Origin of the sequence: Ureibacillus xyleni, from assembly GCF_900217795.1 — a bacterium.
GTDB lineage: Bacteria > Bacillota > Bacilli > Bacillales_A > Planococcaceae > Ureibacillus > Ureibacillus xyleni.
In genome coordinates this window covers 52,474-66,671 of record NZ_OBMQ01000012.1, presented here as the reverse complement: position 1 = coordinate 66,671, position 14,198 = coordinate 52,474, and the positions used below count along the sequence as shown (strand labels likewise).

The 14,198-nt window shown below is 35.1% G+C and carries 14 protein-coding genes; 2 read left to right on the top strand and 12 right to left on the bottom strand.

Annotation, left to right across the window (positions count from 1 at the left end; translation table 11 throughout):
* Positions 1-13: 13 nt before the first annotated feature.
* From CRO00_RS15425 to CRO00_RS15405, 5 genes are all read right to left on the bottom strand, one after another.
* Positions 14-1,312: a DEAD/DEAH box helicase gene (locus tag CRO00_RS15425; protein ID WP_097074559.1), complete on the bottom strand. Its 1,299-nt coding sequence runs from the start codon at positions 1,310-1,312 to the stop codon at positions 14-16.
* 234 nt (positions 1,313-1,546) lie between these two features.
* Positions 1,547-2,515: a 4-hydroxy-3-methylbut-2-enyl diphosphate reductase gene (locus tag CRO00_RS15420; protein ID WP_097074558.1), complete on the bottom strand. Its 969-nt coding sequence runs from the start codon at positions 2,513-2,515 to the stop codon at positions 1,547-1,549.
* Positions 2,516-2,593: 78 nt separating this feature from the next.
* Positions 2,594-3,175: a VrrA/YqfQ family protein gene (gene vrrA / locus CRO00_RS15415; RefSeq protein ID WP_097074557.1), complete on the bottom strand. Its 582-nt coding sequence runs from the start codon at positions 3,173-3,175 to the stop codon at positions 2,594-2,596.
* A gap of 174 nt (positions 3,176-3,349) precedes the next feature.
* Positions 3,350-4,042 (bottom strand): response regulator, encoded by a 693-nt coding sequence (locus CRO00_RS15410; RefSeq protein ID WP_097074556.1) that lies wholly within the window; start codon positions 4,040-4,042, stop codon positions 3,350-3,352.
* A 15-nt stretch (positions 4,043-4,057) separates the two neighbouring features.
* A complete protein-coding gene (locus CRO00_RS15405; protein ID WP_097074555.1) occupies positions 4,058-5,686 on the bottom strand; it encodes an ATP-binding protein in 1,629 nt (542 codons plus the stop codon).
* 89 nt (positions 5,687-5,775) lie between these two features.
* On the opposite strand from CRO00_RS15405, the gene CRO00_RS15400 reads away from it, so the two are divergent.
* On the top strand, positions 5,776-6,837 hold the full coding sequence (locus CRO00_RS15400; protein WP_097074554.1) for a DctP family TRAP transporter solute-binding subunit: 1,062 nt from the start codon (positions 5,776-5,778) through the stop codon (positions 6,835-6,837).
* A 270-nt stretch (positions 6,838-7,107) separates the two neighbouring features.
* Positions 7,108-8,361, top strand: a complete 1,254-nt coding sequence (locus tag CRO00_RS15395) for a dicarboxylate/amino acid:cation symporter (RefSeq protein ID WP_097074553.1) — start codon at positions 7,108-7,110, stop codon at positions 8,359-8,361.
* A 77-nt stretch (positions 8,362-8,438) separates the two neighbouring features.
* On the opposite strand, the gene CRO00_RS15390 is transcribed toward CRO00_RS15395, so the two are convergent.
* From CRO00_RS15390 to rpoD, 7 genes are all read right to left on the bottom strand, one after another.
* Positions 8,439-8,642: a hypothetical protein gene (locus tag CRO00_RS15390; protein ID WP_097074552.1), complete on the bottom strand. Its 204-nt coding sequence runs from the start codon at positions 8,640-8,642 to the stop codon at positions 8,439-8,441.
* Between the two features lie 26 nt (positions 8,643-8,668).
* The gene (locus tag CRO00_RS15385) at positions 8,669-9,790 is read right to left on the bottom strand and encodes a Nif3-like dinuclear metal center hexameric protein (RefSeq protein ID WP_097074551.1); all 1,122 of its coding nucleotides are present in this window, start codon (positions 9,788-9,790) and stop codon (positions 8,669-8,671) included.
* Positions 9,790-10,485, bottom strand: coding sequence for a tRNA (adenine(22)-N(1))-methyltransferase (locus tag CRO00_RS15380; protein ID WP_097074550.1), 696 nt, complete (start codon positions 10,483-10,485; stop codon positions 9,790-9,792). The genes CRO00_RS15385 and CRO00_RS15380 overlap by 1 nt, the downstream gene beginning before the upstream one ends.
* Before the next feature lie 91 nt (positions 10,486-10,576).
* A complete protein-coding gene (locus tag CRO00_RS15375; protein WP_097074549.1) occupies positions 10,577-10,939 on the bottom strand; it encodes a c-type cytochrome in 363 nt (120 codons plus the stop codon).
* Positions 10,940-11,086: 147 nt separating this feature from the next.
* Positions 11,087-12,229, bottom strand: a complete 1,143-nt coding sequence (locus CRO00_RS15370) for an acyl-CoA dehydrogenase (RefSeq protein ID WP_097074548.1) — start codon at positions 12,227-12,229, stop codon at positions 11,087-11,089.
* A 94-nt stretch (positions 12,230-12,323) separates the two neighbouring features.
* Positions 12,324-12,887, bottom strand: a complete 564-nt coding sequence (locus CRO00_RS15365) for a hypothetical protein (protein ID WP_097074547.1) — start codon at positions 12,885-12,887, stop codon at positions 12,324-12,326.
* A 170-nt stretch (positions 12,888-13,057) separates the two neighbouring features.
* Positions 13,058-14,185 carry an RNA polymerase sigma factor RpoD gene (gene rpoD / locus CRO00_RS15360; RefSeq protein ID WP_097074546.1) on the bottom strand — a complete coding sequence of 376 codons (1,128 nt, stop codon included), beginning with the start codon at positions 14,183-14,185 and terminating at the stop codon, positions 13,058-13,060.
* Between the last annotated feature and the right edge of the window lie 13 nt (positions 14,186-14,198).

Below are 14,198 nucleotides of genomic sequence, written 5' to 3'. Positions count from 1 at the left end.
TCTTTTCCCCCTATTACTTCGTGCGATTACGTTTTCTGCGTTCTTTCTTTTTAATTTTTTCCATTTCCCATTTCATCGCTCGTTTATAGCCAGGTTTTACTTTTTTCGGTTTATGAACACGGACTTTTGCGATTTTGTCAATTTCATTTTCGTGCTTTACTCGTTTTTGGCGGGCATGACGTTCTTTTAGTTCGATCCATTCGCCTTTTTTTACATCTTTTTGTTCAAAAGGAATGCCCATCTTTTCAATACGAACAATTGCATCTTCATCTTCTGGTTCAAATAAAGTGATTGCTACTCCTTTATTTCCCGCGCGTGCAGTACGACCTACACGGTGAATGAAAAATTCAAGGTCTTCAGGAATTTCATAGTTAATTACATGGGAAATTCCTTGAATATCAATACCACGTGCAGCTAAATCAGTTGCAACGATATATTGGAATTCTAAATCGCGAATTTGTTTCATCATTTTTTTACGATCTCGTGGGCTAAGGTCGCCATGAATTTGACCAGCACGAATTCCTTCTTCTGCTAAAAATGCAGCAACGGCCTCTGCATTTTTTCTTGTGTTACAAAAAATAACAGCTAAAAATGGATTAATCGCTTCAATCACTTCTAATAGTCGTTTATTACGCGATTTTGAACGTACTGGCACTAAAACAAACTCAATATTTTCTGCCACTGGACGTTTATCATTCATTTGAATATGGATTGGCGATTCCATATATTTTTTTAGAAACGGTTGTAGTTTTACTGGAATAGTTGCTGAGAACACATACATTTCTAGATTTTCTGGCATAACCGAAGCAAATCCATCTATATCTTCAATAAATCCCATATCAAAAGCTAAATCTGCCTCATCAACAACTAAAATGGATGCAGTATGGACTAGTAATGCCCCTTCTTTCACTAGATCACGAATACGTCCTGGCGTTCCAACAACAATTTGTGGTTGAGTTTTTAATTTATCTATTGTACGTTGCTTATCTGTCCCCCCGATAAATAATTTCGATTGAATAGAAGTTTCTTCAATAAGCTGGTTTAATGCATCAAAAATTTGTTGAGCTAATTCACGTGTTGGTGAAGTGATCACTGCTTGAACTTCTTGTTTCTCTTCAACGATTCTTTGCACAATTGGTAATAAAAAACTATGCGTTTTCCCTGTACCCGTATGTGCTTGTCCAATCGCACTTTTACCTTTCAAAATTAAAGGAATCATTTCCTTTTGAATAGGTGTTGGTTCAACAAAGCCAAGTTTTTCAACTGCCTGTCTTAAAAATGGCTTAAAATCATAATCCGTATACTTCGACATATTTCGTACCTCCTAATATGTTTCATATTGTACCATTATGGAAATATAAAGCACAACAATCCACCTGAATGGCCCACTTATATCAAGGGTTTTAGAAAATTCACAAAACAATACATCAATAGTTGAAAAAGTTAAAAAGTTCTTCATTAAAATAATGTGTCATGGACAGTTATCCCCTTTTTAAAGAAAAGAAAAAAACCAGGATAAAATTCATCCTGGTAAATTTTAAATTGATTAAAATGGTAATATTTTTTCAACAGGCTTCGGTTCTTTAATTTTAGGTAAAATTTTATCCAAAGTAACTGTTCGGTTAATTTCATGAGTAGACGGATCTTTAGGATTAAATTTTTCTAAAAACGTAATAACTTCCTTCACAATTGGCGTTGGCGTAGAAGCACCCGCAGTAACAGCTACAGTATTAATTCCATCTAACCATTCGATTTTCAGCTCAGATAAATCGGCAATTCGATATGATGGCGTGCCAGCAATTTCCTCCGACACTTGTGTTAATCGATTGGAATTGTTCGAGCGTGGGTCACCTACTACAATCAATAAATCGGCTTGCCCAGCTTGGTCAGCAACCGCTTCTTGACGTACTTGTGTTGCTTGGCAAATTTCCTCATGAACTTCTATGTGTGGAAATTTGTCTTTTAGTAAATCCATTAAATGTTTTACATCCCATTGACTCATCGTCGTTTGGTTTGTAACTAATAATTTTTCATTCTTTAAATCTAGCACATGAACATCTTCAACATTTTGAACTAAGTGAACATGGTCAGGTGCAACTCCGATAGCTCCTTCAGGTTCGGGATGCCCTTTTTTACCAATGTAGATAATATCATAGCCTTCAGCAGACTTTTCACGAATTAAATCGTGGGTTACCGTAACGTCAGGACAAGTTGCGTCAATTGCAACAAGGCCTTTCTTTCTAGCAATTTCACGAATTTCTGGAGAAACACCGTGAGCCGTAAAAATAACCGTCCCCTGTTCAACTTGTTCAATAATATCTTTGCGATTGTCACCATCTAATGTGATTATACCTTCTTTTTCAAAAGCATCTGTTACATGTTTATTATGAACGATCATTCCTAGTATATATATTGGTCTCGGTAGTGTTTTATCTAATGAGGCATTACGTGCGATCACCATAGCATCGACAACACCATAGCAATAGCCTCGTGGATTTATTTTAATGACTTGCATCATGCCAACTCCTTTTGTTGTTACATAGATTTATTATAACGGAGTGACACGTTGAATACAAAACATCATTCTATTTTTCTAATCAAAATGGTAGGGAGGTTGGAATATACGTGGCATAGATGGTTGTGAAGTTATAGGTTTCGGTTTTGGCTTATGCTTTTGTTCTGTTTGTTCGGAACGCACACGCTGAGACGGTCGTTCTCTTCTTCTTTTCGGTTTTTCAGGTTCAGGTTCGTAGTATGGCTCATCGTCTAATTCATCATCAAAAATCTCTTCTTCTGTATTTTTCGGTGTGGATTGGAACCCTTTATATAATTTCCACAATGCAGGTAAATTTTGTAGCATCGGTGTCGCTTGTTGTATTAATGGTTGAAAACTTTGTGCTGTTGCTAACCATTTATTTGCTGTATTCATAAAAGAGTCTAGTTTAGGCGATTGAGAAGGTGGTTGTTGTGGACCTTGTTGAAACCCTTGCTGAAAACCAGGCCCAGACCTTGGTTGAAATCCTGGTGGTGGCATCATTCCTGGCTGAAAATGTCCTGGTGGTCGATATCCGAAGTTTGGCATCGGTCCACGTGGCATTGGTGCTGGTCCTTGTCTAGGGAATGGAGGAAAATTATGACCACGTGGCATATTATGGTTAAAACTAGAAGGACGCATACATATCTCCTTTCTTGCAACTTAAACGTAGTTGTTCTAAAAGCTATCATATGCAAGCAGGCTGATAAATGTACGGATTTCTCAGGTGGAGATGAATTAAATGCTAGTCAAAAAAAGTATTCGCAACCACTTAACTAATGGTACGAATACTTTTATCGCGTAGTATTGAAAATTTTAAACAAAGTAATGATTAATTGGCCGTCCAACACCACCGTAATGAACATCTACTTTAATAAAGTTTTGTTTTTCAAGGAAGTCTAAATATCTTCTAGCAGTTACCCTCGCTACACCAATTGCTGCTGCAACATCATCTGCAGAAGCACCTTCCTTTGAATCCTTAATAAATTTTAAAACTTTGTTTAAGGTAGAACGATTAAAACCCTTTGGTAGTTCCATCATCATATTTAATTCATTATCATTGGTATCTTCTACATCACGATATGGATGTATCATCTCATCCAGTTCTTTTTGAGTAACATCGTGTGCACCAGTTGTTAGCCGTTTGAAGTTTTTATAATTTAAAAGTGTTTGTTGCATTCTTTCAAAAGTAAAAGGTTTCATTATGTAATCATACACGCCTAGATGCAAAATCTGTTGAATGGTTTGCATATCATTTGCTGCCGTAACGGTTATCACATCAACTGGAAAATTATCTGTACGAATTTTTCGTAAGGTAATTAATCCATCTTGTTCAGGCATAAAAATATCCATAATGACGAGGTCTGGCTTTAACTCTACTATTTTGTTATAGCCATCAACTCCATTGCTACACATAGCAATCACTTTAAAATCTTCAACCCGTTCAATAAATTGACGATTCACTTCTCTCACCATTGGATCGTCTTCTACTAGCAAAACATTAATCATAGCATTCCCTCCTTCCTAGAGTTCAAATGTAATTAAGAATGTTGTACCTTTATTTAGCTCACTAATGACTTCAATCGTCCCATTTCCTTTATTGACGATTTCATTCACCAAGTATAAACCGATACCTCGATTTTCTTTCGCTTTAGTTGAAAACCATTTTTCAAATAGTTTCAACTTTACTTCATCGGGCATACCCGTACCATTATCGCTTACTAATATCGCTAATAACCCATCGTTATCATCGATGGAGATTGTTATTTCTTTATCCTCTTTGTCCACCAAAACTAAAGAATCAAAGGCATTTTCTATTAGATTCCCAAAGAGTATAACAAAATCATGGTGATCTAGCTTTTCTGGGAACTTTGTAAATCTGCTCTCTTTATCAATAGTTACTGTTATCCCTAATTCTTTTCCTCTGCTTATTTTACTTAATAATAAGCCGGATATATTTTCGTTATAAATTCTTTCATTTAAGAATTTTGTAACATTTTCATGCTCTTCTTTTACTTGTGAAAGGTACTCTAAAGCTTGTTTTGTATGACCTAAATGAAGTAAACCTGCAATTGTGTGAAGTTTGTTTTTATATTCATGAGTTTGCACTCGCAAAGCTTGTACAAATGCTTTAACACCCGTTAACTCCTCTGCAAGTAGTTTAACAGCCGTTAACTCCTCTGCAAGTAGTTTAACAGCCGTTAAATCCTTAAATACTGCAACTGCTCCTACTTTTTTCCCATTAACTAAAATGGGGACACGGTTACTCAAAATACTATGTTCATTAACATAGAGTTCTTGGTCATATACAGGTTTTCCTGAAAAAAAGATTTCTGGTAATCTTGTATCAGGTAAAACATCGTATATATTTTTCCCGATATTATCAGTAGGGTCTCCCGTAACGCCTAATATTTCACTCGCTTTTTTATTAAAGACAGTGATATTTAAATCTTTATCCACTGCTATAATCCCATCATGCATTGCGTTAAAGGTTTCAGCACGTTCTACATATAACCTTGAAATTTCATGTGGTTCTAATCCGAACATTTGCGTTTTTATATGCCTACCTAATGTATGAGCTCCCCAAATACTAAATACAATCGTCAATGCAATTGTAATAAGTAATTCATTTTGGAATTGTAAAATAAATTTTGTAAAAGATGGGATTGTGAAACCAACTAATGCTACTCCTATTTGGACATTTTTTTCGTTCATTATTGGCACAAAAGCTCGTAATGTTGTCCCTTCTTCACCTTTAGCTTTTGAAATGTAATAGTGTTCTGCAAAGGCCGCGTCAAGATCGGTTGATTTGCTTATTTTACCAATTTCACTTTTTGATGGATGTGAAAATTTCTTCCGCTCCATATTCATGATAACAATATAATCAGCTCGATTAATAAAACGTATATCTTCAACTACTTCATTAATTTTTGTTGATGCAGTTTTAAAGTTGTCATGTGCTAAACTGCTCTTAACTTCTGGTAAATTTGCAACTGTACGAGCAATTAACATTGCTTCTTGGCCGATATTTTCCTCCTGTTTTTTTAGCACACTTCCAATGACAAAAGTTCCAGCGATCAAAAAGGAAAAAGCAATAATGAAAAACGTTAACAACATAATTTTTCCATTCATCGATAGTTTACGTTTATTCATTTTACTCCTCCTCGTATTTTTATCTGTCTCTATCTTTCTTTTTTTGTTTATAATAAATAAATACAAAAAAAATTTAGTGGTGAAACATTATGAAATATTTTTTATCTGGTTCTTTCGTTACCATCATAATATTAATCGTACTATTTGGATATCGTCAAAATATTTTTTCATCTACTAGCTTGCCCTATGATGATGAACAGCAAGGATTGGATGACCAAATTACTATTCACTTTAGTCATGTAGTGGCAGAAAACACGCCAAAGGGAATGGCGGCAGAGAAATTTGCTCAGCTAGTTGAAGAAAAGAGCAATGGTCGTGTTATTGTAAAAATTTATCCAAACGGTATGCTTTACAACGATGAAACCGAACTCGAAGCACTTCAGGCAAATGAAATTCAAATGATTGCTCCAACTTTTTCGAAATTGACTGCTTCATTGCCAAATTGGCAAGTACTCGATCTTCCTTTTATTATTGATAATAATGAACAACTAAAAACAGTTTTAAATGGCTCTTTAAGTGACAAATTATTACAAGAATTAGATAATATTGAAATTAAAGGATTAACATTTTGGAATAATGGTTTTAAACAAGTTGCTTCCACTTCCCCGATATTAAATGTAGAGGATTTTAACGAAAAACGTGTTCGTATGATGCCAAGTAATATACTAAAACAGCAATTTAAACTTTTAGGTGCAGACCCTATCCCCACATCCTTTGGTAATGTTTATTATGATTTGCAAAATAAACATATAGACGCACAGGAAAATACAATCTCGAATATTTATTCGAAACGTTTTTACACGATGGAAAACCATATTACTCTCTCAAATCACGGTATACTTTGCTATGCTGTTATGATGAATGAAAGTTTTTGGAATAGTTTAGATGAGAATACACAAACAATCATTATAGAATCTTTAAAAGAAATTCAAGATTGGCAATTTGATCAGGCTCAACTAATGAATGAGAAAGATTTAAACGATCTAAAACAAATGAATAATGTTAAAATTTACGAATTACAAGAATCCGATAGAAATCAATGGAAGAAAAAAATCAAACCTATATATGAAATTTATGAAAATCAAGTCAATAAACAATATCTACATGAACTTTTACAAGAACTAAATAAAGAACATATTATCAAAAAATGAACAAAACGAACAAAAAGGAGTTATCTATGAAAATAGGTAGCTCCTTTTCACTTGTTCTATAACAACTAAAAGAATTGCTAGAACAGTAATATAACAGTAAAAACATTGATGTTATCTTCTTTGTGATGTTAATCACAAGTAAATGAACAAAATGAACGATATATTCTTTAAAAACTAAACAGCAATTTCAGAAAACTTTTCGTTATGATAGGTTCAAGTGAAAGCGATAACATAGATTGCTTACATTATATAAAAAGAGGATGTGAGAATATGAAGTTATTAAAAAATTTAACATTTCAAGTTATTGTAGCAATTATTTTAGGTATTATTGTTGGGGCTATTTGGCCAGAGTTTGGAGCAGGTTTAAAAGTATTAGCGGATTTATTTATTAAATTAATTAAAATGTTGATTGCACCTATTATCTTCTTAACAGTTGTAATTGGTATCGGTGGCATGGGTGACATGAAAAAAGTCGGTAAAATCGGTGGTAAGGCTTTACTATACTTTGAAATCGTATCTACTATCGCACTTGCAATTGGTATTGCAGTTGCATTAATTGTAAATGCTGGTGATGGTTTAGATACATCATCTGCTGGAGATGCAGATATTTCTAAATACACAACTGCAGCTACTGAAACAGACCATAGCATTGGTGCTTTCATAGCTAGTATTATTCCTGATAATTTTGTAGGTGCCCTCGCAAATGGACAACTATTACCTACATTATTTGCAGCAGTATTATTCGGTATGGCAGCAGCAGCACTAGGTGAAAAGTCTAGACCAGTCATTACATTCTTTGAACAGGTCTCTGAAATTTTCTTCAAAATCGTTGGAATGGTTATGAAATTCTCTCCAATCGGTGCTTTCGGAGCGATGGCATATACAATTGGTAACTTCGGTTTAAAATCTTTAGGTAACCTTGGTCTATTAATGGCGGCAGTATATACTACAATGTTCTTATTTATCGTGTTCGTTTTAGGTTCAATTGCAAAATATTACGGTGTCAATATTTTCAAATTTATCGCTTATATTAAAGATGAAATTTTCCTAGTTGTAGGAACATCTTCATCTGAATCAGCATTACCATCTTTAATGCGTAAATTAGAACGCTTCGGATGTTCGAAACAAACAGTTGGTCTAGTCGTTCCAACCGGTTATTCATTCAACCTTGATGGAACAGCTATTTACTTATCAATGGCAGCACTTTTCATTGCACAAGCGTATGATGTTGAATTAACTTGGATACAAATTTTAACGCTTTTAGGGATTTTAATGATTACATCTAAAGGGGCAGCAGGTGTAACAGGTTCAGGTTTCATCACGTTAGCAGCAACTTTAGCAGCATTCCCAATGATTCCGGTTGAAGGTATCGCACTATTAATCGGTGTTGACCGCTTCATGTCAGAGGCTCGTGCTGTCACAAACTTAATCGGTAACGGTCTTGCAACAGTTGTTGTATCAAAATCAGAAAAAGAATTTGATCAAGCGCAATATGATTCATTAAAAGCAGAACGCGCACATTAATATAAAAACAGAGTTCGCACAGCTTTCGAGAAGATAAAAAGCAACTTGTCATTTTAGAGGATGACAAGTTGCTTTTATTATTTATTACATTTAAATTCATAGGATGTTGTAATGATGAAGCCGTTTTTTTCAACAACTGCTTCCCCTCCATCATTTTCACACTCTTTAATAAGTTGATCAATTTGTTTTTCTGAAACAATGGAGAAGAAAATTTGAAATCCAATTCCAACAATCACCATTATAACACCAATCATAACCCAAACTTTTCCGTTATTTCCCACTTTATCACTTCCTAAACAATCCCGATTTATATGAAAATAAACGGCTCTGTATTAATTTCAGATTGAATAAATTGCACTGCAAGTTTCCTTTCACTGCATAATTGCCCCATCTTTTCGGCAACACCTTTTATCATTACCTTTTCCACATGATGACCTGGATCAATTATATTTAATCCAATACTCTGTGCATCTTGAGCAACGTGGAAGTACATATCTCCTGTTACGAAAACATCAGCACCTGCTCTTTTTGCAGCGTGTATATATTTATTGCCGTCTCCTCCGACAACCGCTACTTTCGAAACAGTTTCTTCTGTATTTCCAACAACACGCACGCATGGTACATTTAATCTATTTTTAACATGCTCAGCAAATGCTGCCAATGACATTGGTTGTTTTAAGTATCCAATACGACCTAGGCCCATTATATTCGTCTCAACGGCTAACGTATAAATGTCGTATGCTGGTTCTTCGTATGGATGGGCATTTAACATCGCTTTCAATACCTTATTTTTTATTGAATGTGGAAAAACAACTTCAATTTTTTCCTCATCCGTTGTCTCCATTTCACCAATATTCCCAATAAAAGGATCTGCCCCCTCTAACGCTCTAAAACGACCTTGTCCATTCGTAGAAAAGCTACACGAATCATAATTTCCGATTTTTCCTGCTCCAGCTTTTGATAATGCAATACGAACCTTGTCAGCATAGTCATCTGGAACAAACACTGCAAGTTTCATTAAGTGTTCATGATATGTTTTCTCTAAAATTTCACGGTTTTCAAGTTCAAGAGCATCTGCTAATAAATCATTTACTCCTCCCTCTGCAACATCTAGATTCGTATGTGCTGCATATACAGCGATATCATTTTTTATCAACTTTTCATATAACTTACCAGAAGGCGTATCAGTACGTAAATTTGAAAGTTTGCGAAAGATTGGCGGATGATGTGCAATGATTAATTGACACCCCTTTTCAATCGCTTCATCTGCTACTTTCTCATTGACATCCAATGTAACAAGAACTTTAGTAATTTCTTTGTTTAACGTACCGATTGCAAGGCCAATTGGATCATTCTCCATGCATGCAATTTTTTTCGGAGACCAACTTTCAAACAGTTGGATAATCTCACTTCCATTTGGCTTTTTCATTACTTTATCGCCTCCTCTACTAGTTGTATTAGATGGTGTAGCTCTTTACGTTTTTCTGCTATTTCTGCTGTTTGTTCTGCTTGTTCGATAGATTGTAAAACCCGTTTCCAGTTTTCAATTTCTCTTATCCATTTTTTAAGAAATGTTTCATTTTTTTCAGCAAGTAAATGTTGTCCAAGGAGAATCTGCTGTTCATTTAATGTCATTTCGCCCCGTTGTAATACTAATACTTCATATATCTTCTCATCTTCTTCTAAGATTACTTCGTCTAAAATAGCCCACCCATTGCGTATTGCCCATTCTCTAATCACTTTCGCATGTATATTAGGCTGCAAAATGAGTCGTGTTACGGAATTTAATGCATCAGGATTTTTTTCTAAAATTGATACGATTAATGGTCCGCCCATTCCAGCTATTGTAATCGTATCAACATGATCATTTTTTTGTATTGCTTCTAATCCATCTGCTAAACGGACTACTACTTTGTCCTCTAATCCTTCAAGTTTAACTTGTCTAAATGCCGATTCATACGGACCCTTTACTACTTCACCCGCAATAGCTTTACTGACGATTTTTTGATGTACTAAATAACATGGTAAATAAGCATGGTCACTCCCGATATCAGCAACAACTGCGCCAGTTGGTACAAAAGAAGCCACCTTCTCTAATCGTTTTGATAATTTCTGTGCGTTCATAACTTACCGCCTTTTTCTAAATTTGACCAATTCTATTATATAAAAAAACAAATCCTTAGTCGTTTTTAAACTAAGGATTTGTGGAAAAATATTATTGTAATGAAGAAATGTAATCAGCGATTGCTTGCGCTTCAGCACCAGTTTTTAAACCTGGAGTCATTGGAGTACCTTCAATACCGTTTTCTAATACATCAACGATATGTTCAGCATCTAAACCAACAAGGCTTGGCCCCATACCACCAGTTAAATCACCACCGTGACAACCGATACAAGCGCTTACTAATGCTTCACCATCAGCACCACCAGCTGTTTCGCCGCCTTCTTCTGCTGCAGCACCTTCGTGACCACCAGCGATTTCTTCTTTGTTTCCTACACCTTCTAATGACATGAAGAAGATAAGTCCGATACCGAATACCATGATTAGAATATAAGGAATAATTGGATTGTTTTTCATTGGTTACCCTCCCTTTTATTATCAATTTTTCTACATCTATTAATATAGAATCTAGTCAACAATCATTATTGTACTGCATATTTCCAAAAACGAAAAGACCTAAACGACAACTTTTACAGGGTTTGACACAAAATCGACAATTATAAGTCAAAGTTGTAAAATTTGCCTCGCGATGACCAACTTTTGCACTTCAGATGTTCCCTCACCAATCTCCGTTAATTTTGCATCCCTTAAATATCTTTCCACTTCATACTCTTTAATATACCCATAACCACCATGTATTTGTATTGCTTCATCACAAACTTCCATCGCAATCTCAGAAGCATAATACTTAGCAATTGAAGCTTCCTTACTATATGGTCTTCCTTGGTCCTTTAACCAAGAAGCTTTATACACCATATTGCGAGCTAATTCTATTTTAACCGCCATATCAGCTAGTTTAAACTGTGTTGCTTGAAATTGTGCTAATGACTTACCAAATTGTTTTCTTTGCTTTGAATAGTTTATCGCCTTATCAAATGCTGCCTGTGCAATTCCTACAGCCATGGCAGCGATTCCAATTCTCCCACCATCTAACGTTTTTAAAAACTGTTTAAAGCCGTCTCCTCTTTTTCCTAAAAGGTTTTCTTTTGGGACTTTAACATTTTCAAATATTAATTCGGTTGTATTTGATGCGTTTAGTCCCATTTTTTCATAATCACTTTTAATTGTAAATCCTTCTGAATCAGTTGGTACAATAATCGCACTAATTTCTTTCTTGCCGTTATCTTTGCCTGTAATTGCAGTAATCGCCACGTGTTTGGCGAAACTTGCATTCGTGATAAAAACTTTGGATCCATTAATGACAAAGTGATCACCTTTATCTTCAGCTTTTGTTTCCGTACCCCCTGCATCTGACCCTGCGTTCGGTTCTGTTAATCCAAAAGCACCAAAAGATTCTCCTGTACAAATTGGGACTAAATATTTTTCTTTTTGTTCTTTCGTACCAAAAAGAGCAATTGGCACACCACCAAGTGATATATGGGCAGAGTAAGTAATTCCAGTTGAAGCGCAAGCACGGCTTAACTGCTCTGTAACAATTGCAAAACTAATAGTATCTGCACCTGCACCGCCAAACTCTTCTGGAAAAGGTAACCCCATTATTCCCATTTCAGCTAATTGTTTAAAAACATCAATTGGAAATGTTTTCGTCCGATCTCTTTCAGCCGCACCTGGAGCAACGACTTGGTCTGCAAATTCTCGGATCATTTTATATAACATGGTTTGCTCTTCTGTTAAATCGAAGTTCAAATTAGTCACCCCTAGTCAAGAATTTTTTCAACATCATAATAGATATATTCTTACAACTGTTGAAAAATTAGCTTAACTATTTGGCACTTCAAAATTAAATACTTATATAAATTTGATATCCGATTATAATGACGAGTCCTAGTACACCTGATAATGTAAAATAGGTTAATTTCAATTTAATGCCCGAAACAAGCCACATAATGCAATTTGCAATAAGCAGTATAAATAAAATGATTGTTTGATCTGCAAAATATGTAAGACTTACCTTTACGGAAAGACCAAAAATGAGCAAGGCCGATATAACTTGTAAAATTGGTGTAATGAGTGCATTTTTTTTTGCAAGTATGTATGCACTAATCATCATGACACAAGCAATAACCCCAGTTAATAAAGCAATTATCCAAACATAATGATGAATAACTAGTAAAAGTATGAGTAGTAACACTGCTATAAAACCTACTGAAAGTGTTAATATAACATTTTTACGTTTCTCTTGTGCTTTTACCGCTTTTTTATGGCTTATATCCTCTTCTACTTCGATTTCATTCCCTTCCGAATAGAGGGTCATTAAAAAATCACAATAGTGTTCAGGTAAAAGTTTATTCTGTTTCCAAAAAAGTATTTCATTTAAAATTATTTTCTTCCGATTATTTGGCATAAGCTTTTTCTCCAAATATGTTTAATTATGTATGCTCTTTATTTTATCTTAATTTTCCCATCAATACATGCATATAAAGTCGTGGTCTGGTCTTTTTTTACAGTATGTTTTCCTATTTCTATTATCACAAACGTAAAAAGGCACCCAGTTCGTTGGATGCCTTTTCAATCTTATTCTAAGAAATCTTTTAAACGTTTACTTCTTGATGGGTGACGTAGTTTTCTTAATGCTTTTGCCTCTATTTGACGAATACGTTCACGTGTTACACCAAACACTTTCCCTACCTCTTCTAAAGTGCGCGTACGACCATCATCTAATCCAAAGCGAAGTCGTAATACATTTTCTTCACGATCTGTTAATGTATCTAATACGTCTTCAAGCTGTTCTTTTAATAATTCATAAGCAGCATGATCTGAAGGTGATTGTGCTTCATGATCTTCGATAAAGTCTCCTAAGTGAGAGTCGTCTTCTTCCCCAATTGGCGTTTCTAATGAAACAGGTTCTTGGGCAATTTTTAAGATTTCGCGCACTTTTTCAGGAGTTAAGTCCATCTCTTCCCCGATTTCCTCAGGGGATGGTTCGCGGCCTAAGTCCTGTAATAATTGACGTTGCACACGGATTAATTTATTGATTGTTTCAACCATGTGTACAGGAATACGAATTGTACGAGCTTGGTCTGCTATAGCACGAGTAATCGCCTGACGAATCCACCATGTGGCATACGTAGAAAATTTGAATCCTTTACGGTAATCAAATTTTTCGACCGCCTTAATGAGACCCATATTCCCTTCTTGGATTAAATCAAGGAATAGCATACCTCTACCAACATAACGTTTTGCAATCGATACAACCAGTCGTAAGTTTGCTTCTGCCAAACGTTTACGCGCCTCTTCATCGCCATTTTCAATACGTTCTGCGAGACTGATTTCTTCTTCAGCAGATAATAAATCAACTCGACCTATTTCTTTTAAATACATACGTACCGGGTCATTAATTTTTACACCAGGAGGAACACTTAAGTCATTTAAATCAAATGCTTCTTCACTTTCTTCGTGTTTTGCAAGCACTTCATCTTCAAATTCTTCTTTTCCTTCAACTTGAATGCCGTAGCTTTTTTCTATATCTTCAGCAAAGTGGAAAATCTCCTCATTTTCCAGCTCATATTGTGCAAGATTGTTTGAAATTTCCTTCATTGAAATTTCATTATTCTTTTTTGCTTTTTCTTGAAGAATTGATTTTACTTCTTCAACTGTAAGTCCATTAACAACTTCTTTTGATTGTTCTGACTTGTCCGCCATAAACCTTCCTCCT

Excerpts from the sequence above, each read along its gene's own strand:
- CRO00_RS15425 (WP_097074559.1), bottom strand. The coding sequence starts at position 1,312 with ATGTCGAAGTATACGGATTATGATTTTAAGCCATTTTTAAGACAGGCA.
- CRO00_RS15380 (WP_097074550.1), bottom strand. The coding sequence starts at position 10,485 with ATGAACGCACAGAAATTATCAAAACGATTAGAGAAGGTGGCTTCTTTT.
- CRO00_RS15375 (WP_097074549.1), bottom strand. The coding sequence starts at position 10,939 with ATGAAAAACAATCCAATTATTCCTTATATTCTAATCATGGTATTCGGT.
- rpoD (WP_097074546.1), bottom strand. The coding sequence starts at position 14,185 with ATGGCGGACAAGTCAGAACAATCAAAAGAAGTTGTTAATGGACTTACA.
- CRO00_RS15405 (WP_097074555.1), bottom strand. The coding sequence starts at position 5,686 with ATGAATAAACGTAAACTATCGATGAATGGAAAAATTATGTTGTTAACG.
- CRO00_RS15365 (WP_097074547.1), bottom strand. The coding sequence starts at position 12,887 with ATGCCAAATAATCGGAAGAAAATAATTTTAAATGAAATACTTTTTTGG.
- CRO00_RS15395 (WP_097074553.1), top strand. The coding sequence starts at position 7,108 with ATGAAGTTATTAAAAAATTTAACATTTCAAGTTATTGTAGCAATTATT.
- CRO00_RS15420 (WP_097074558.1), bottom strand. The coding sequence starts at position 2,515 with ATGCAAGTCATTAAAATAAATCCACGAGGCTATTGCTATGGTGTTGTC.
- CRO00_RS15410 (WP_097074556.1), bottom strand. The coding sequence starts at position 4,042 with ATGATTAATGTTTTGCTAGTAGAAGACGATCCAATGGTGAGAGAAGTG.
- CRO00_RS15400 (WP_097074554.1), top strand. The coding sequence starts at position 5,776 with ATGAAATATTTTTTATCTGGTTCTTTCGTTACCATCATAATATTAATC.
- vrrA (WP_097074557.1), bottom strand. The coding sequence starts at position 3,175 with ATGCGTCCTTCTAGTTTTAACCATAATATGCCACGTGGTCATAATTTT.
- CRO00_RS15385 (WP_097074551.1), bottom strand. The coding sequence starts at position 9,790 with ATGAAAAAGCCAAATGGAAGTGAGATTATCCAACTGTTTGAAAGTTGG.